Here is a 17,890-nt window from a genome sequence, read left to right on the forward strand (position 1 = left end):
TCGCCGGTTTCAGGCAGAGCCTGAGACTCGAGTGAAGATCAGGACGAAAACGGGGCGGCCTTCGAAGGATAGGCCGCCCCGTCGTCAATGCCCGGAAATCAACTCAGCCCGAGCTTCTTTTCAAGATAGTGGATATTGACGCCGCCACGCTGGAAGGCGCTGTCACGTACCAGATCCTTCTGCAGATCGATATTGGTCTTGATGCCCTCGACCAGCAGCTCGTCCAGCGCATTGCGCATCCGCACCAGGGCTATCTCGCGATCCGCCCCCCAGGTGATCAGCTTGCCGATCAGGGAGTCGTAATGCGGCGGCACGCTGTAGCCAGTGTAGATGTGGGAATCCATGCGCACCCCGAGACCGCCCGGCGGGTGGTAGAGGTTGATCTTGCCGGGAGAGGGCATGAAGGTGCGGGAATCTTCGGCGTTGATGCGACATTCGAAGGCGTGGCCGCGCAGCTCGACATCTTCCTGGCGGATCGACAACGGCTGACCGCAGGCGATACGCAGCTGTTCCTTGACGATATCGACGCCGGTGACCATTTCGGTCACGGGGTGTTCGACCTGGACGCGCGTGTTCATCTCGATGAAGAAGAATTCGCCGTCTTCGTACAGGAATTCGAAGGTCCCGGCGCCACGGTAGTTGATCTCGATGCAGGCGTCGGTACAGGCCTTCAGCACCTTGGCGCGCGCTTCCGGGTCGAGATGTGGCGCCGGGGCTTCCTCGAGCACCTTCTGGTGGCGGCGCTGCAGCGAGCAGTCGCGATCGTAGAGGTGGATCGCGTTGCCCTGACCGTCGGCCAGCACCTGGACTTCCACGTGGCGCGGGTTCTCGAGGAACTTCTCCATGTAGACGGTGCCGTCGCCGAAAGCCGCTGCGGCTTCGGAGCGCGTCACGCTGGCCGCCTTGGCGACTTCATCGTCGTTGCGCACCACGCGCATGCCGCGGCCGCCGCCACCGGCTGCCGCCTTGATGATCACCGGATAGCCGATACGGCCGGCGATACGACGGATCTCGGCATCGTCGTCCGGCAGCGGACCGTCGGAACCCGGCACCGTCGGCACGCCCGCCGCCTTCATGGCGTTGATCGCACTGACCTTGTCGCCCATCAGCCGGATGGTCTCGGCGCGTGGTCCGACGAAGGTGAATCCGGAGCGCTCCACCTGTTCGGCGAAGTTGGCATTCTCGGCGAGAAAGCCGTAGCCGGGGTGGATGGCGCTGGAGTCCGTCACCTCGGCCGCGCTGATCAGGGCCGGGATGTTCAAGTAGGATTGCGCCGAGGAAGCGGGGCCGATACAGACGGCTTCGTCTGCCAGGCGCACGTGCATCAGCTCCCGGTCGGCCTTGGAATGAACCGCCACGGTCTTGATCCCCAGCTCCTTGCAGGCGCGCAGGATGCGAAGGGCGATCTCGCCGCGGTTGGCGATGAGTACCTTGTCCAACATGATGGTTTCGCTCGTGTGGCCCTAGTTGAAGATGATCAGTTGATGATGATCATCGGCTGGTCGAATTCGACCGGCTCGCCATCCTCGACCAGGATTGCTTCGATCACGCCATCCTTGTCGGCTTCGATCTGGTTCATCATCTTCATCGCTTCGACGATACACACGGTATCGCCTTTCTTGACGCTCTGGCCGACTTCGACGAACGCCTTGGCGCCGGGCGCCGGGGAGCGGTAGAAGGTGCCGACCATGGGCGAGGTCACTGCGTGACCGGCAGGCTGGGCCGGTGCCGCGTCGCCGGCTTCGGCAACCGGCGCGCTCGGTGCCGCTGGTGCGGAAGGTGCCATCGGCTGCTGCTGTTGCATGACCATTGGCTGCTGCATGGCGCCGAAACCGTTAGGGTGGCGGCTGATGCGCACGGACTCTTCGCCTTCCTGGATCTCGATTTCGCTGATGTTGGACTCTTCCAGGAGTTCGATGAGCTTCTTGACCTTGCGTATATCCATGGCGATGTCTCGGTTTGGTTGAATGCGATAGTTGGATATGACAGTAGCGTGCGACGCGAAGTGTCGCTAAACGTCTGCTGGCGAAAAAGGATCAGTCTCGATCCAGCTGTGCAAGCGCGGCGTCCAGCGCCAGCACGTAGCTGTCGGCGCCGAAGCCCGCGATGACGCCACGGGCGACGTCGGAGAAATAGGAGTGTGAACGAAACGGTTCGCGCGCGTGCACGTTGGAAAGGTGCAGTTCGATGAACGGAATGGCGACGCCGGTCAGTGCGTCGCGCAGGGCCACGCTGGTATGGGTGAAGGCGGCCGGGTTGAGCAGGATGAAATCGATGTTCTCCTGCTTCGCGCGGTGCACCCGCTCGACCAGTTCGTGCTCGGCGTTGGACTGTAGCCAATCCAGTTGATGGCTGGCGCTCAGTGCGCGCTCGGTCAAGCGAATCCGGATGTCCTCCAGGGTGGTCGTGCCGTAGACCGCCGGCTCGCGTGTGCCGAGCAGATTCAGGTTGGGACCGTTGAGAACCAGGAGTCTAGCCATGACTGTCCTTGCGCTGTTAACCCTTTCATGGATTGTCGAGATCGCGTCACTTTGCTGCAAGATGCCGTCTCGGCGCACCGTTTTCGTTGGTGTCGAAGTTTGCCGAAAAATGCTGAGAGTGTCCACCCTCACCATCGAACGATGTTCGTTAATACCTGGTTTCCATTGCCGAGGGTTAACGGCGCGGAACCATGAACCAGGAGCCGCGAACTAAGAACTGAAAACTAAGAATTGAAAGCCAAGAACTAGCAACCGGACGCCACTGAAGAGCGGTCATGTGCCAGCCGCTTCACCGCATCCAGATGGCGAGTCAGCGCTTCGGCGTCGACTTCTCCCTGGATGCGGGCCCGTCGAAGCTCCGTGCCGTCGGCGAAAAACAGCAGCGCCGGTGGCCCGAACAGCTGGTAGTGATCGAGCAGCTCACGGCTTGCGGTGGTGTCCTGGGTCACGTCGGCGCGGATCAATGTGAAATCCGCCAGGCGTTCGGCCACGGCCGGCGCGGGGAAGACCGTCTGCTCCATCACTTTGCACGAGATGCACCATTCGGCGCTGACATCGACCATGATCGGCCGCCCGCTGGCACGCGCCGAGGCCAGTGCCGACTCGAGCTGGTCGAGGCGATTGACGGTCCGGAAGGCCAGGTTCGACGTTTCCGAAGACGCCTCGGCGTTCGATCCCGGCAAGGGGCGCAGTGGATCGCCACTACCCTGGGCCGCGCCCCAGACCATCGCCACGCCCCACACCAGCAGTACCCAGCCGGCCGCCTGGCGCACCCGCGGCCAGCCACCGCCGATCTGTCTATCCAGCGCGCCCAGGGCCAGCGCGCAACCCAGCGTCAGCGCTCCCCACAGCAGCAAGACCGCCGGTGCCGGCAGCAGGCGCTCGACCAGCCAGATCGCGACGCCCAGCAGCATCACGCCGAACAACGCCTTGATGCCTTTCATCCAGGCGCCGGCGCGGGGCAGCCACTGCCCGCCGAAAGTCCCGACGAGAATCAGCGGCACCCCCATGCCGGCACCCAGCGCGAGCAGCGCCAGTGCGCCGCCCAGGGCGTCGCCGGTGGAGGAGATGAAGACCAGCGCGCCGGCCAGCGGTGCGGAAACGCAGGGTGACACCACCAGCACCGACAGGGCGCCGGCCGCGGCCAGGCCGAGCGGGCCGCTGCGCTGCATTCGGCCTTGCCAGGTATCGACCCGCTGGCTGATCCCGTTGGGAAGCCGCAGGTCGAACGCGCCGAACATCGCCATCGCGAAGAGCACGAAAAGCAGCGCGAAGGGGACCAGTATCCAGCCGGATTGCAGCCGCGCCTGGAGATTGAGCGAGGCGCCGAAGACGCCCATCAGCGTGCCGAGCAGCGTGAACGTCGAGACCATGCCGATCACATAGCTCGCCGATAGTAGCAGCGCCCGCCCGCGACGCGCGTTCTGGCCCACGATGATGGAGGTCAGGATCGGCAGCATGGGCAGCACGCAGGGGGTGAAGGTCAGCCCTAGCCCCGCGAGGAAGAAAAGCCCCAGCGTGCTCGCCCCGAGGCCTTCGCGGAGCAGGGATTGAAATTGGCCATCGGCGGTGGCGACCGGCAGCGCGTTGCTCTCGCTGGCTGAAGCGGGAGACAGAGCCGCCGTTGGTCTGGACGTGTCGGGGATAGACGTGCCGGAGATAGACCTGTCGGGGATAGACACTTCGGGAGCGATGGCCGAATTCGAGAGCGGTTCGTCCCCGGGCGATGCGGAGAAAGGATCGCGGGTGGCCTCGGGACCGGATGCCGGCGATAGGATCGGCGAGGCCTTGGCGTCACGGCTGGCATCGCGATAGGCGGCGGGCGGCGGCCCGGCCTTGGCGGTCAGCGACCAGTGCTCGGGGGGATAACAGAGCCCCGCATCGGCACACCCCTGGAAGGAGAGCGTGATCGGTATCGGAGCCTGGGAGGCGAGGTCGTCACCGCCGGCCAGCGGCGCGCTGATCTCGACCTGATCGTAGAAGACATGGACATCGCCCAGATATTGATCGTGCTTGAACTGGCCGGGCGGGATCCTGAACGATCCCAGCGCGATTCCGGGTTGGCGACTTTCCAGGCCGAAGCGATGACGATAGAGATAGTAGCCGGGCTGGTTGCGGATGCCGACGTAGACCCGTTCGTCGTCATGCCAGGCGTAGGCATGAAAGGCCTGATCGACCGGCAGGAACTCGTTGCCGCCGCGAGCGGAAAAGGCGGCCTGATTCGAGGAAGCGGGAGAGTCCTGTGCCTGGGCAAGGGCTGCCAACAGGCAGTAGCCGAGCACCAGGAGGCATCCGTAAAAGCGTGACGTCAAAACATGAATTCCTGACAGCGATGAAAGCGCAGACCTGGCGTGCCCGCTCATGGTGAATCCGAGCATGCCGCCCGCCTTGTTGCTCGTTCGTGCGTACCTGTCACGTTCGTAGTCGCGAAAGGCGAATGACGCTTTGATCGCATGGGGCGAGAAAAGTGCCGCGGCGACAGCGCAGTAGGCCGATATGCAGCGAAAGACGGGCTGCGTGTGACGGGGAGCATGATAGGATAGAGTCAATCCTATCCCAACCCTGTTTCCGTTGACGCTGGCTCTCTGCGCCGGTTTTTACAACTGATCGTCACAACCGGTTTTCACTCTCAGCAATCACAAGGATCGTCCATGGCCCTGTTTCGCAAGAAGGCGCCGCTATCGCGCACCGAGGTTCTCGAAACGCCCCAGTACGGCTGGATCTGGAAGCCGCTGGTGGCACTGGTCGTCATCTATCTGCTGGTCTGCATCGTCCTCGGCATCTGGTGGAGCTGGACCCCGTCACCGACAGATCCCAGGCAGGCGGTCCAGATGCAGCGCGGCTTCCCGCAGAGCGTGGATACCGGCGGCAATGACGCCCAATCGCCGCCGGCCACCGCGCCAGGCGAGGCGCTTCTTGCCAGCAACATCTCGATTCTCGATACGCTGCTCGACAAGCCCGGCGGCTACCTGCGCAACGATGTGATGCCGCCCGGGTTGTGGCTCGACAACATGCCCAACTGGGAAGCCGGTGTGACCCGGCAGGTTCGCGATGCGGTGGCCCTGCTGGGCGAATCGCTGAGCGTGGGCGATGCGCCGCTGACGCAGGCCAACGAATCGCTCTCCGGCGATCTGGAAAGCTGGCGCTGGCCGGCCTCCGAAACCGTATTGCGCGCGGCGCGCAACAACCTCGGCGAAGCCTTCACCGCCGTGGAGAACGCTGCCGGCCCTGGGGCGCCCAATCAGGACGCTGCCGCTTCGACTGACGCACCTGCTTCGCTCGATGCTTCGGCGCTCTCCGACTGGCTGGCACAGGTTCAGCAGCGCCTGGAAACCCAGACCCGGCAACTGGCTGCCAACGTCGGCCAGTCGCCGAATGGCGATGAGCAGGACGACAGCACGCCGTGGCTGCGAATCGACAATGTGTTCTTCGAGGCTCGCGGCACCACCTGGGCGCTGGCGCAGCTGATGCAGGCTGCCAGGATCGATTACGCCGATGTCATCGAGAGCAGCGGCGTCGGCGCCGATTTCGATCAACTGGTGGCGGAGCTGGAAAGCTCCCAGGCGCGGGTCTGGAGCCCGGTCATTCTCAACGGCTCCGGATTCGGGCTGTTCGCCAACCACTCGCTGATGATGGCCAACTACACGGTGCGGGCGTCTCAGTTGGCCGAGAAGATCCGCAATCAACTTTGAGCCTGACCTGAACGGCCTATGAGCCGTAACGCAAAACGCCGCCCCGGTTTCGATGCCGGGGCGGCGTTTTTCATCGTTTCATCAGAGCCTCGAGCAAAAGCCGAGGCTCGACGAACGGTCGCGGCGCTTACTCGTTCTCGTAGGCGGCGACGGCCTTTTCGATGGCCTTGCGGGCGGCGTCGGCGCCGTCCCAAGAGTCGATCTTGACCCACTTGCCTTTCTCGAGATCCTTGTAGTTCTCGAAGAAGTGAGCGATCTGCTGGCGCAGCAGCTCGGGCAAATCGGTGACTTCGTGGACATCGTTGTAGAGCGCGCTCAGCTTCTCGTGGGGCACGCAGACCAGCTTGGCATCTTCGCCGGCCTCGTCGGACATGTTCAGCACGCCGACCGGACGGGCGCGGATCACGCTGCCGGGCTGGACCGGATAGGGGGTGACGACAAGCGCGTCGAGCGGGTCGCCATCATCGGCCAGGGTGTTCGGAATGAAGCCGTAGTTGGCCGGGTAGAACATCGGCGTGGCCATGAAGCGGTCGACCACCAGCGCGTCCATGTCCTTGTCGATTTCATATTTGATCGGCGCGTGGTTGGCGGGAATCTCGATCGCCACGTACACGTCGTTGGGGAGATCCTTTCCGGCGGGAATCTTGTCGAAACTCATCGTTGAGTCCTTGCGGTTTGCAGGTTGAACACCAGCGGGCGAAAATCGGGGGAATTATACGAACTGGCTAGGCCGATTACCAACCTGGGCATTGACCTCCGTCCATGCAGGTTAGCCGATGCCGAGGTGTCGTGCCGCTTCGGTCGTCGATTCGAGGTTGCCCGATCACTCGCCGTTCGTCGATCCATTGGGAGAAAGCCGTTGTCCAAGAGTTCGCTGTCACTGACCTACGGCCAGGCCTTCGTCGCGCCGGACCTGCACCGTCATCGCAGCTCGATGTCGGTGCAGATCCCTCAGGGCGAGCAGTTGTTCTCCAAGGGGGGGTGCGCGCTGATCAGTGATTCCACCTGGCGCAACTCGATCGCCAAGCAGGCCGGCGATCTCAGCGTGAGGGGCTTTCTGGCCGACTACTACTCGACGCCGGATCACTGGGACATCAAGACCTCGGCCACTCGCGTGCTGCGGGCACTGAACAGCTGGTGCCACAGCCAGAGCGGCTATATCGAAGGCGGCAGCTACATCTGCTCGCTGTCGGCGATGATCTTTCATCAGCACGATGCGCATCTCTTCCACATGGGCGATACCCTGGTCTATCGAATCCGCGGGGCGGAGTTCGAACAACTGACCCGCGACCACGTCACCGATCTAGGCGGCTATCGCTACCCCTCGCGGGCGCTGGGGATGGATGGTCATGTCGATATCGACTATTCCACCTTTCCCCTCAAGCAGGGGGATCTGTTCCTGTTCATGACCCAGGCCGTCCGCGGCACGCTGGTGCCCTCGGAGTACGTGCAGCTGATCCGCGGCGATGTCAGCGATCTCGACGCCGCCTGCGAGCGGCTGGCCAAAGCCGCCAACCAGCGCGCCATCGAGCGGGGCTACAACGCCAACCAGTTCTGCTTCCAGTTGGTGAGGGTCGATCGCCTCTCCGACGACGAGCCGAACGAGCAGCCCCGCGTCTTTCATCACCTGCCGGTGCCGCCGGAACTGGCCAAGGGGGAGCGTCTCGATGGCCTGGAAGTCGTCGAGGTCCTGTCGCGCACCGCCAAGGCGCGTCTCTATCATGTGCGGGATGTGCGCAGCGGACGCGACATGGTGATGAAGGCGCCGAGTCCGGAGCTTTCGACCCGTAACGTCTATCTTGAACACTTCGGTCTGCAGCAGTGGGTCGTCGAGCGCGTCAACTCGCCGTTCGTGGTCAAGGTGATGGAGCCGGCGAGAACGCGCCGCTATCTCTACTATCTGATGAGCTACGTCGACGGCGAAACGCTGACGGAATGGCTGAGAAGGCACCCGCAGGCCAGTCTCGACCAGCGGCTCGACATCGCGCGGCAGCTGGTCAAGGCGGTACAGGCGCTGCATCGTCACGATGTGCTGCATCAGCATATCCACCCGAACAACATTCTCATCGACCGACACGGCAATCTGGTGCTGACCGATTTCGGCGCCTGCCACAAGCGCGAGGGCGACGCCCAGGGCGAGGCACGCCAGCTTGCACGTCAGGTCGGCCTGACCGAGCACAGTGCGCCGGAGTACGCGCTGGATACCGAGGTCGGTCGTCGTAGCGACCAGTATTCGCTGGCATCCACCGTCTACTGGATGCTCACCGGGCATCTGCCGTACACCCTGCTGCCTAACCATCTGCGCAGTCATACCGATCTGGAGCAGATGACCTACCGTCGCGCCCAATTGAGCAATCCGGCGATCAGCACCAATCTCGACGACGCGCTGCGGCGCTCGCTCGATCCGCTGCGCGCGCTGCGATTCCGGCGGCTCACGGAGCTCGCCTATCATCTGCGGGCGACCCCCAAGGGCGACGACGAAAGCCGGCGCCCGCCATGGCGGGAACCAGCGAACGTGTGGCAGGCGATCGCCACCGTACTGCTGCTGTTGCTGATTCTTTCCTGGTGGTTCAAGTAGCGATGTAACCCGTGCGCTCGGCTGACCGGGCCGGGTGATGGCATCACCAACGAAGAGGGCGCCGTGATGGCGCCCTCCGCGTTTTTGCCGGGTTGCGTGTGGCTTCAGACCGGTTCGCCCTACGGCATGCCCAGCCAGTTGGGCAGGCCCAGCGACAGGAATGGCACGTAGGTGACCAGCAGCAGGAAGCCGAGCAGCAGGAACAGCCAGGGAGAAGCCGCCCGGATCGTGCGCGTCAGCGGCATGCCGGTAACGGCGGAAGCCACGAACAGGTTCAGACCCACCGGCGGCGTCACCAGGCCGATCTCCATGTTGACCACCATGATGATGCCGAAATGGATCGGATCGATGCCCAGTTGTGCCGCCACCGGGAACAGGATCGGCGCCAGGATCAGAATGATCGCCGACGGCTCCATGAACGATCCTGCTACCAGCAGCACGATATTGACTACCAGCAGGAAGGTGATCGGCGAGAAGCCCTGATCCACGACCCATGCCGTGATCGTCTGTGGGATCTGCTCCGTGGTCAGCACATGGGCGAACAGCATCGCGTTGGCGATGATGAACATCAGCACCACCGACAACTTGGCGGCGTCGAGCAGCACGCCCGGGCACTGCTTGAAGGTGATGTCCCGATAGACGAACAGGGCCACGAAGCCGGCGTAGACGGCGGCTACCGCCGCAGCCTCGGTGGGCGTGAAGAAGCCGCCGTAGATACCGCCGAGCACGATCACGATGGTCAACAGCCCCCAACTGGCCTTGCGGGCCGTGGAGAGAAATTCACCGATCGAGGGGCGGGGCAGGGCCGGCATCTTCTTGACGCGGGCGACGATATAGATCGCCACCATCAGAATCAGGCCCAGCAGCAGCCCGGGCACGATACCCGCGACGAAGATCTTGCCGACGGAGCTTTCGGTGACCGTGGCATAGACCACCATCACGATCGACGGCGGGATCAGGATGCCCAGCGTCCCCGCGTTGCAGACGATGCCGGTGGCGAAATCCTTGGTGTAGCCGGACCGCGCCATCCCGGCGATGACCACCGAGCCCACTGCCGCGACCGTCGCCGGGGAGGAGCCGGAGAGCGCCGCGAACATGACGCAGGAGAGTACCGAAGCGATCGCCAGGCCGCCGCGAATATGCCCGACGCAGGCGTTGGCGAAATTGATGAGCCTTCTTGCCACGCCACCGCTGGTCATGAAGGCGCCGGCGAGAATGAAGAACGGAATCGCCAGCAGCGTATAGTGCTCGGAGGTCTCGAACAGCTTGATCGCCAGCGAGCTCAGGGAATCCTGGCTGAACAGCAGGATCGTCAACGAACTGGCAATGCCCAGCGAGAATGCGATCGGCACGTTGAGGAAGAGTAGGCCGAAAAGCACCACGAACAGAAAGGCGATGGTCATGCCGACTTCTCCTCAGTGCTGGCTTCTTCCTTGAGCTTCAGGGCGTCCGTGGACTCGTTGCTCAATTCCATGGTGATCTGCTTGCCGCGCAGCATGCGCACCAGCACCTCGATCAGGCGGATAAGAACCAGCGTGAAGCCGATCGGCACGATGATCGTGATATGCCATTGCAGCACGCCGTACTGGTCGAGATCCTCGGCCCCGATCCGCGCGCGCATCAGTGCCTGTACCCAGGTGTAGCTGGAGACGGCGAACAGGGCGGTGTAGGCGATGCAGATCAGGCATGTCAGGATGCCCACGGCGCGTCGCAGACGCTCCGGCAGCAGCCGGACGAGCAGGTCGACCCCGATGTTGGCACCGATGCGCACGATATAGGCAATGCCCAGGAAGATCAGCCAGGCGAAGCAGGCCTTGGTCAGGGCGATGCTCCAGGTCATCTCCTGGGCCAGATCGATGATGAAATCACCGATCGCGAAGAGCGGCGTTTCCGCGAACGGGAACAGGTCCGCCGCATCGTAGAAGACGGTATAGAGGTTGTTGACCATCACGTAGCTGAAGGTCACCAGGGTCATGAGGGCGAGGAGGAAGGCCACCAGGCCCTCCTCCAGATGCGCCCAGGCACGCAGGAAACGTGTCATGGTTCGGCTCGATTACTGGCTGTTTTCAGACGAGGTGGCGTCGGACTGGTTGGCGCTATCGGCAGCCTTGATCAGGTCTTCGCCGATATCATCCTGAAACTTCTCCCACACCGGACGAACCGCGTCGCGCCACTCTTTACGCTGTTCGGGGGTCAGCTGGATGATCTCACTGGTGCCGGCATCGACGATGGACTGCTTGGCGTCCTGGTTGAGATCGTAAGCCTGCTGGTTCACCTTCTGCGAGACATCGGCCAGGATCTCTTCCAACTGGGTGCGAACGTCGTCCGGCAGCCCGTTCCAGAAGTCGGCGTTGGTGATCACCATGTAGTCGATGATCCCGTGGTTCGACTCGGTGATGTAAGGCTGCACTTCGTGCATCTTCTGGCTGTAGATGTTCGACCAGGTATTCTCCTGACCATTGACCACGCCGGTCTGCAACGCCTGATAGACCTCGCCGAAGCTCATCTTGCGGGGGACGGCACGGAGTTCCTTGAACTGTTCGTCGAGCACGTCGGAGGCCTGCACGCGGAACTTGAGACCGCGGGCGTCACCGGGTTCACGCAACGGCTTGTTGGCGGAAAGCTGCTTCATGCCGTTGTGCCAATAGGCCAGGCCCTGAATGTTGCGGTCCTGCATCGAATCGAGCAGGCCCTGGCCCTCGTCGGACTGCTGGAAACGGTCGACGGCATTGATGTCGTCGAACAAAAACGGCAGATCATAGAGCTGCAGGCTGGGGCTGTACTGCTCGAACTTGGCGAGTGAAGGCGCCAGCATCTGCACGTCGCCGAGCAGCAGGGCTTCCATCTCCTTGCCATCGCCGTAGAGCGACGAGTTGGGATAGACCTCGACCTTCACGCGGTCGCCGAGCTTCTCTTTCACTTCCTCGGCGAACATCTTCGCGCCCTGGCCCTTGGGCGTGTTCTCGGCCACGACGTGGGAGAACTTGATGACGATGGGATCCTGCGCCTGAGCGCTAGCAACGCCACCCATCAGGATGGCAACCCCGATCGCGCCAGCCACGGTTTTTGGATTGATGAGAGACATGGCATTTCACTCCTGAGTTTGTTCTGTCGTCTTGGCGTCTTTGAAGACACCTTATTGGCGATGCCATGCGGAGTATGCGGAGAATTACATGGATTCGTATATTCAACCTTTGGCGGGAGTCGAGGCGCTGAAAATCAGGGGAGATGACATCGTTTTCTGGTTTAAAAAGTTTAAAAAGTCGATATAAGATAGGGTGATGTGATCATTTTTGCGTCGCGTTGAGAATTAAAAATCCATTAAATTCAATTACTAACATTGATTATGGAATATCGAAAAGGCGGCGTCGCCGGTATTGTCGTCGATCTAAATGCGGGGTTGATGAGCCGAGGGGAATCGAAAATATTCCGGCAGGTTGCGCTGGTGGAAAAACGTCTCGTGACGGAAATTGACCGTCGTCCCCGTTGCGTGGAGAGCCGGACGTTCGAAGAGCCGGAAGTCGAACGGAAATACTCCTCCCGACTTCCGGCAAAATCCGGGTTCAGTCCCGTTTCGCGGTGGCGATGAGCCGGCGGGCACGGGCCATGACCGGCGCATCGATCATCTGGCCGTCGATCTGGCCTGCGCCAGCGTCGCGTTCGGCAGCTTCGAGCACGCGTGTCGCCCAGGCCAACTGGTCGACGGTGGGCTGGAAAGCATCGTTGACCATCGCGACCTGACGCGGATGAATGCAGAGCATGCCGCTGAAACCCATCTCGACGGCCAGCCCGGCAGCGCGTTCGACGACGGCCATGTCGCGAAATTCGGGGTGTACGGTTTCGATCGGTGCCGCGAGCCCGGCCAGGCGCGATTGCAACAACAGTTGATAGCGGGCCTGATTCAAGATCCAGTCGCCGCCTTCGCTACCCGGCTCGATCCCCAGATCCAGGCCGAGGTCCAGCGCGCCGAAGCTCAACTGCACGACGCCGGGAGAGCGGGCGAGCTCGGGCAGTGCCTGCAAGCCCCTGGCGCTTTCGATCAGTGGCATCAGCGCCAATCCCAGGGTGCCAGCCTGGGCGAGTGCCTCGGTCGTCTCCGCCTTGGGCACGACGAGGCCGGCGATGCCGGGCCGATCCCGGCACAGCGCCAGATCCGCGTCGAAATCGGCGGTATCGGCGGCATTGATGCGCACCCAGACGGCCTTTTCCGGCGCCTGGTCGAGGAAGGCTTCCAGCGCGCGTCGCGCTTCCGGCTTGGCTTCGGGGGCGACGGCATCTTCCAGGTCGACGATGACGATGTCGGCGCCGCTGTCGAGCGCCTTGGGGATGCGTTCGGGACGATTGGCCGGCACGAACAGTGCCGAGCGGGGCAGGGTGGTCGAGGTCATGGGCGCATTTCCTTGTGTGAGCGGATGAGGACGAAGGCGAAGGCTATAGAGGGATAACCCGTCGGTCCGCTCAGATCGTACCGGCCTGGCGCAGCTTGTCCACGTCCTCGTCGGCATAGCCCAGTTGCTTGAGAATGGCCTCGCTATGCTGGCCGAGCGCGGGGACGGCATCCATGCGCGGCTCGTATGCCGCGTTGCGTCCGGGCGGCAGCGCTGCCGGCACCTCTCCGCCGGGCGTCATCACGCTACGCCAGCGATCCCGCGCCGCCAGCTGCGGATGCTGCCACACGCCCGCCATGTCGTTGACGTGGGCGTTGGCGATCTGAGCGCTTTCGAGACGCTCGATCACCTGCTCTGCGCTGAGTTCGGCAAAGACTTCGTCGATCAGCGCGCGCAGCGCGGCACGATTCTCGGAGCGCTTGAAGTTGGCATCGAAGCGCTCGTCCCGGGCCAGCGCCGGTTGCTCCAGTACCTTCTCGCAGAACAGCTGCCATTCGCGCTCGTTCTGCAGACCGAGCATGACCGTGCCGCCGTCGCCGGTGGGGAAGGGGCCGTAGGGATAGATCGTCGAGTGGGACGCGCCGGCACGAGGCGGCGGGGTTGCGCCGTCGAAGGCGTAGTACATTGGGTAGCCCATCCATTCGACCAGGCTCTCCAGCATCGAGACGTCGATGTGAGAGCCTTCTCCGGTACGCCCGCGCAGCAGCAATGCCGAGAGGATGTTGCTGTAGGCGTACATGCCGGCGGCGATGTCGGCGACCGAACAGCCCGCCTTGGCCATTTCGTCCGGCCCCGGGCCGCCAGTGACGGAGAGAAAGCCCGCTTCGCTCTGGATCAGCAGGTCGTAGGCTTTCTTCGTCTCGTAGGGGCCGCCCTCGCCGTAACCGGAGATATCGCACACGATCAGGCGCGGAAACTGCGCATGCAGCGTGTCGAAGTCGAGCCCCATGCGGGCGGCGGCGCCCGGCGCCAGGTTCTGCACCAGCACGTCGGCTTCCGCGAGCAAATCGGAGAGAATCGGTTCGGCAGCGTCGTGCTTGAGGTTGAGCGTCAGGCTCTCCTTCGACCGGTTGGTCCAGACGAAGTGCGAGGAGAGACCGTGGACGCGCTCGTCGTAGCCGCGGGCGAAGTCGCCGACGCCGGGGCGCTCGATCTTGATGACTCTAGCGCCCTGATCGGCGAGTTGCCGTGTGCAGAAAGGCGCGGCTATGGCGTGCTCGAGGCTGACCACGGTGATGCCGTCCAATGGACGAGGGGGATGAGCAGTCATGGCAGATCCTGTCCGGAAAGCGGAAATTCGATAGGGGTAAGGAGCCGGGTCACAGCAGCGGCTCGAGACGGTCGAGCGCCGGCAGGTTCCAGGCATGGGCGATCAGTTTGGCGGTTTCATCGTCACTGGCCGCGCCCGAGAACGTCACGAGACGGCGGAACTTGGCCTCCAGTTCGTCCCGGCTCAGGGTGTTGCCCGGGTCGCCCTTGGGTTCGTCGATCGCTGCGCTCAACTGGCGGCCGTCGCGGGTCGTGACGTCGATCCGGCCCAGCCAGCGGCGCGGGTAGGCCGCATCCACCTCAGGGTTCAGCACCATCGACACCCGCCGGCGGAAGTCGGCTACGGCCTCGTCCTGCAGCGCATGGTCGCGGAAGCTGGCCAGGCTGGCATCGCCGTGGACGGCGATCAGCCCCAGCACGCTACCCATCGAGAACTTGGCCTGGTGAATGGTGCGAGGGTCGGTCACGGGGCCGAGTACGTCGATCGCGGCCTGATGCACTCTGGCCGTGACGGTTTCGATATCGTCATGAGCCAGGGCTTCTCGCTGCATCAGGGCCAGCAAGGCGTCCGCTGCCGGGTGGGTGTGTCGGCAGGAGGCATGAAACTTGAACGAGGTCTCGACCAGCGCCCAGCGTTCGCCGAGCCGATCCGTCAGCCGGTCGAGATCGGCATCGGTGGACATGCCGGCAGCCATGCCTTGGGGGCCTTCGAGAACATGCCGGGCGCCCGTCAGGCCGCTGTGGGTCATGTAGGCGGCGAGCAGGCCGTCGGACGCGGCCTTGGCAGTGTGGAGCTGCTTGGAGTCGGCGGCGTCGCGCAGGAATTCCCACAGCCCGGCGGCCTGGGTGCCGGCGCTGCCAAGCAGGTTCACGAAGCCGTCGGTATCGAGTTCCATCAGCTTGCCCGCGGCCACGGCGGCTGCCAGGGTGCCGGCGGTGCCGGTGGTATGGAAGATGCGGTAGTGGGAGCGGCCGAGAAACTCGCCGACCCGAATCCCCGCTTCGTAACCGGCGACGGCGGCAGTGATCAGGTCCTGGCCACTACAGCCCAGATCCTGGGCAGTCGCCAGCGCGGCGGGGAACACCACGGTGGCGGGGTGGAGTACAGAGCTATTGTGCAGGTCGTCCTGCTCGACCACATGCGAGGCGGCGGCATTGACGAAGGCAGCAAAGTGGGGCGACGTCATGCGGCGGTCGGTCAGCTGCTGGCTGCCGCCGTCGCTCGGGCCCATGATCTGGCTGTAGCGCTCGAACAGCGGGATCGGCGCGTGATCCTTGCCCGCCAGGGCCGAGCCCAGCCAGTCGAGGTAGAGCGCCTGGCAGCGTTCGACGACATGGCCGGGCAGTTGCTCGTAGCGGAGTTCGGCCAGAAACGCGGCCAGGGTTCGGGTAGCATCCATGGTCATTCCCTCGCGGTTACGGCGTCAGAACGAACGTGGCAGATCGAGCAGATGCTCGGCCACGTAGGAGAGAATCAGGTTGGTGGAGATCGGCGCGACCTGATAGAGCCGGGTCTCGCGGAACTTGCGCTCGACGTCGTACTCGGTGGCGAAGCCGAACCCGCCGTGGGTCTGCAGGCAGACGTTGGCGGCTTCCCAGGACGCCTTGGCTGCCAGGTACTTGGCCATGTTGGCGCTGGCCCCGGCCGGCAGACCGGCATCGAACTCCTGGCAGGCGCGCCAGCGCATCAGGTCGGCGGCTTCCACCTCGATATGCGCCTCGGCGATGGGGAACTGCACGCCCTGGTTCTTGCCGATCGGCCGGTCGAAGACGATGCGCTCGTTGGCGTAGCGGCTGGCCTTGTCGATGAACCAGCGGCCATCGCCGATGCACTCGGCGGCGATCAAGGTTCGCTCGGCGTTGAGACCATCGAGGATGTAGCGGAAGCCCTTGCCTTCCTCGCCGATCAGGCTATCTGCCGGCAGCTCGAGATTGTCGAAGAACAGCTCGTTGGTCTCGTGGCCGACCATGTTGGCGATCGGCTGGACCGTCATGCCGTTGCCGATCGCCTGGTGCAGGTCGACCAGGAAGATCGACATCCCTTCCGACTTGCGCTTGACCTCGGCCAGCGGCGTGGTGCGGGCGAGCAGAATCATCAGGTCCGAATGCTGGATGCGCGAGATCCACACCTTCTGGCCGTTGATCACGTACTTGTCGCCGCGCTTCACCGCCGTGGTCTTGATCTTGGTGGTGTCGGTGCCGGTGGTGGGCTCGGTAACGCCCATCGACTGCAGGCGGAGCTCGCCGCTGGCGAGTTTGGGCAGTATCGCACTCTTCTGGGCCTCGCTGCCGTGCTTGAGCAGCGTCGCCATGTTGTACATCTGGCCGTGCACGAAGCCGGCGTTGCCGCCGCAGCGGTTGACCTCTTCGAGGATCACGCTGGCCTCGGTCAGCCCCAGGCCGGAGCCGCCGAACGCCTCGGGGATCATCGCACCGAGCCAGCCGGCTTCGGTCAGTTCGGTCACGAACTTCTCGGGGAAGCCCTGGACTTCGTCGATCTGACGCCAGTATTCGCCATCGTACTGCTGGCACAGGCTGCGCACGCCGTCGCGGATCGCTTCCAGCGCCTCGTGGTCGATAAGGTCGAGACTCATGATCGAGACTCCTGATCTTCAGTGTTATTGAATTCAACCGTGGCGCGATGGGCCGGTCCGTCTTCGTTGCCGGCCGTCAACTCGGCACGGCCGACACCGGTTATCCGTCCGGTGGTCTGAAACGGCTTGTTGGCGATCAGCGGGCGCAGTCCGCGATACTGCATGCGCTTAGGGCGAGCTTGGGGGTTGGCCTCGCAGAAGGCTTGCAACTGGAGCGTGGCGATCAGCGGCCCATGCACCACGAGGCCCGGATACCCCTCGGTTTCGGTGACGTAGGGCCAGTCGTAATGAATCCGGTGGCCGTTGAAGGTGACCGCCGAGTAGCGGAACAGCAGAACCGGATCGGGCTCGATGGTCTGAGACCAGTCCGCGTCCGGCATCGGCTCGTCGAGCGACAGCTTGGGCGGGGCCGGCTGACGGTAGACGATGTCCTGTTCTTCGCGGATGGCGAGCTCGCCGGCCTGACGATAATCGTGCTGCACGGTCACGAACAGCAGCGAGCCGGTGCGGCCATGTTTTTCCTGGATATCGGTCACCGTGGAGACACGCTCGGCTTCGATGCCCGCTTTCAGCGGCGTCAGGAACTCGAGGCGTCCGCCGGCCCACATGCGGTTGCGGTCGTCTGCCGGGGGCAGAAAGCCGCCGCGGGTCGGATGGCCGTCGCCGCCCAACTGATCGCCAGGGAGCGGGTTCTGGAAGAAGGCCCAGTGCCACAGCGGCGGCAAGGGTTCGCCCGGGGCCGGGCAGGGCTTGCCGAAGGTGGCGGCGACGCGGGCGACCAGCGCACTGTCGAGATGATCCGTGCTCTGTTCCCGGTTGCCGATCCAGCGTTCGAGCGTGTTGTCGGTCATGCTGTCGGGCATAAGGCGATCCACCAGTCTCGTAAGGT

General features: G+C 63.6%; 15 protein-coding genes. 2 read left to right on the top strand and 13 right to left on the bottom strand.

What is annotated here, in order from left to right; all coding sequences use genetic code 11:
* Nucleotides 1-98: 98 nt before the first annotated feature.
* The 4 genes from accC to dsbD all read right to left on the bottom strand — a co-directional run bounded on the left by accC (nt 99) and on the right by dsbD (nt 4,792).
* Nucleotides 99-1,442: an acetyl-CoA carboxylase biotin carboxylase subunit gene (gene accC, locus R5R73_RS07490; protein WP_071232929.1), complete on the bottom strand. Its 1,344-nt coding sequence runs from the start codon at nt 1,440-1,442 to the stop codon at nt 99-101.
* A 35-nt stretch (nt 1,443-1,477) separates the two neighbouring features.
* On the bottom strand, nt 1,478-1,945 hold the full coding sequence (gene accB, locus R5R73_RS07495; protein WP_071232928.1) for an acetyl-CoA carboxylase biotin carboxyl carrier protein: 468 nt from the start codon (nt 1,943-1,945) through the stop codon (nt 1,478-1,480).
* 91 nt (nt 1,946-2,036) lie between these two features.
* A complete protein-coding gene (aroQ, locus tag R5R73_RS07500) occupies nt 2,037-2,480 on the bottom strand; it encodes a type II 3-dehydroquinate dehydratase (protein WP_322529322.1) in 444 nt (147 codons plus the stop codon).
* Between the two features lie 245 nt (nt 2,481-2,725).
* Nucleotides 2,726-4,792 carry a protein-disulfide reductase DsbD gene (gene dsbD / locus R5R73_RS07505; RefSeq protein ID WP_322529323.1) on the bottom strand — a complete coding sequence of 689 codons (2,067 nt, stop codon included), beginning with the start codon at nt 4,790-4,792 and terminating at the stop codon, nt 2,726-2,728.
* A 339-nt stretch (nt 4,793-5,131) separates the two neighbouring features.
* Here dsbD and R5R73_RS07510 point away from each other — a divergent pair, with 339 nt between their 5' ends.
* Complete coding sequence (locus R5R73_RS07510) at nt 5,132-6,172, top strand: DUF2333 family protein (RefSeq protein WP_322529324.1); 1,041 nt, start codon at nt 5,132-5,134, stop codon at nt 6,170-6,172.
* 127 nt (nt 6,173-6,299) lie between these two features.
* Here the strand turns inward: R5R73_RS07510 and ppa are convergent, their stop codons facing one another.
* A complete protein-coding gene (gene ppa, locus R5R73_RS07515) occupies nt 6,300-6,830 on the bottom strand; it encodes an inorganic diphosphatase (RefSeq protein ID WP_071232924.1) in 531 nt (176 codons plus the stop codon).
* A 201-nt stretch (nt 6,831-7,031) separates the two neighbouring features.
* Between ppa and R5R73_RS07520 the strand changes: the two genes are divergently transcribed.
* Nucleotides 7,032-8,750: a bifunctional protein-serine/threonine kinase/phosphatase gene (locus R5R73_RS07520; RefSeq protein ID WP_110635860.1), complete on the top strand. Its 1,719-nt coding sequence runs from the start codon at nt 7,032-7,034 to the stop codon at nt 8,748-8,750.
* 119 nt (nt 8,751-8,869) lie between these two features.
* On the opposite strand, the gene R5R73_RS07525 is transcribed toward R5R73_RS07520, so the two are convergent.
* From R5R73_RS07525 to R5R73_RS07560, 8 genes are all read right to left on the bottom strand, one after another.
* Entirely contained in the window at nt 8,870-10,153 is a 1,284-nt protein-coding gene (locus tag R5R73_RS07525; protein ID WP_071232922.1) for a TRAP transporter large permease, read from the bottom strand.
* Complete coding sequence (locus tag R5R73_RS07530) at nt 10,150-10,791, bottom strand: TRAP transporter small permease (RefSeq protein WP_071232921.1); 642 nt, start codon at nt 10,789-10,791, stop codon at nt 10,150-10,152. Before R5R73_RS07530 ends, R5R73_RS07525 begins: the two co-directional genes overlap by 4 nt.
* A gap of 12 nt (nt 10,792-10,803) precedes the next feature.
* Entirely contained in the window at nt 10,804-11,835 is a 1,032-nt protein-coding gene (locus R5R73_RS07535; protein WP_071232920.1) for a TRAP transporter substrate-binding protein, read from the bottom strand.
* A 478-nt stretch (nt 11,836-12,313) separates the two neighbouring features.
* Entirely contained in the window at nt 12,314-13,138 is an 825-nt protein-coding gene (locus tag R5R73_RS07540) for a CoA ester lyase (RefSeq protein ID WP_322529325.1), read from the bottom strand.
* A 70-nt stretch (nt 13,139-13,208) separates the two neighbouring features.
* A complete protein-coding gene (locus tag R5R73_RS07545) occupies nt 13,209-14,408 on the bottom strand; it encodes a CaiB/BaiF CoA-transferase family protein (RefSeq protein WP_322529326.1) in 1,200 nt (399 codons plus the stop codon).
* A 49-nt stretch (nt 14,409-14,457) separates the two neighbouring features.
* Nucleotides 14,458-15,807, bottom strand: coding sequence for an MmgE/PrpD family protein (locus tag R5R73_RS07550; RefSeq protein ID WP_322529327.1), 1,350 nt, complete (start codon nt 15,805-15,807; stop codon nt 14,458-14,460).
* 24 nt (nt 15,808-15,831) lie between these two features.
* On the bottom strand, nt 15,832-17,001 hold the full coding sequence (locus R5R73_RS07555) for an acyl-CoA dehydrogenase family protein (RefSeq protein ID WP_110635871.1): 1,170 nt from the start codon (nt 16,999-17,001) through the stop codon (nt 15,832-15,834).
* Entirely contained in the window at nt 16,998-17,864 is an 867-nt protein-coding gene (locus tag R5R73_RS07560) for an FAS1-like dehydratase domain-containing protein (protein ID WP_247643312.1), read from the bottom strand. Before R5R73_RS07560 ends, R5R73_RS07555 begins: the two co-directional genes overlap by 4 nt.
* Nucleotides 17,865-17,890 lie beyond the last annotated feature (26 nt).

Origin of the sequence: Salinicola sp. LHM, assembly GCF_034479735.1 — a bacterium.
Classification (GTDB): domain Bacteria; phylum Pseudomonadota; class Gammaproteobacteria; order Pseudomonadales; family Halomonadaceae; genus Salinicola; species Salinicola salarius.

Excerpts from the sequence above, each read along its gene's own strand:
- R5R73_RS07510 (WP_322529324.1), top strand. The coding sequence starts at position 5,132 with ATGGCCCTGTTTCGCAAGAAGGCGCCGCTATCGCGCACCGAGGTTCTC.
- R5R73_RS07525 (WP_071232922.1), bottom strand. The coding sequence starts at position 10,153 with ATGACCATCGCCTTTCTGTTCGTGGTGCTTTTCGGCCTACTCTTCCTC.
- R5R73_RS07560 (WP_247643312.1), bottom strand. The coding sequence starts at position 17,864 with ATGCCCGACAGCATGACCGACAACACGCTCGAACGCTGGATCGGCAAC.
- R5R73_RS07540 (WP_322529325.1), bottom strand. The coding sequence starts at position 13,138 with ATGACCTCGACCACCCTGCCCCGCTCGGCACTGTTCGTGCCGGCCAAT.
- ppa (WP_071232924.1), bottom strand. The coding sequence starts at position 6,830 with ATGAGTTTCGACAAGATTCCCGCCGGAAAGGATCTCCCCAACGACGTG.
- aroQ (WP_322529322.1), bottom strand. The coding sequence starts at position 2,480 with ATGGCTAGACTCCTGGTTCTCAACGGTCCCAACCTGAATCTGCTCGGC.
- R5R73_RS07545 (WP_322529326.1), bottom strand. The coding sequence starts at position 14,408 with ATGACTGCTCATCCCCCTCGTCCATTGGACGGCATCACCGTGGTCAGC.
- R5R73_RS07550 (WP_322529327.1), bottom strand. The coding sequence starts at position 15,807 with ATGGATGCTACCCGAACCCTGGCCGCGTTTCTGGCCGAACTCCGCTAC.
- accB (WP_071232928.1), bottom strand. The coding sequence starts at position 1,945 with ATGGATATACGCAAGGTCAAGAAGCTCATCGAACTCCTGGAAGAGTCC.
- R5R73_RS07555 (WP_110635871.1), bottom strand. The coding sequence starts at position 17,001 with ATGAGTCTCGACCTTATCGACCACGAGGCGCTGGAAGCGATCCGCGAC.
- R5R73_RS07535 (WP_071232920.1), bottom strand. The coding sequence starts at position 11,835 with ATGTCTCTCATCAATCCAAAAACCGTGGCTGGCGCGATCGGGGTTGCC.
- accC (WP_071232929.1), bottom strand. The coding sequence starts at position 1,442 with ATGTTGGACAAGGTACTCATCGCCAACCGCGGCGAGATCGCCCTTCGC.
- R5R73_RS07530 (WP_071232921.1), bottom strand. The coding sequence starts at position 10,791 with ATGACACGTTTCCTGCGTGCCTGGGCGCATCTGGAGGAGGGCCTGGTG.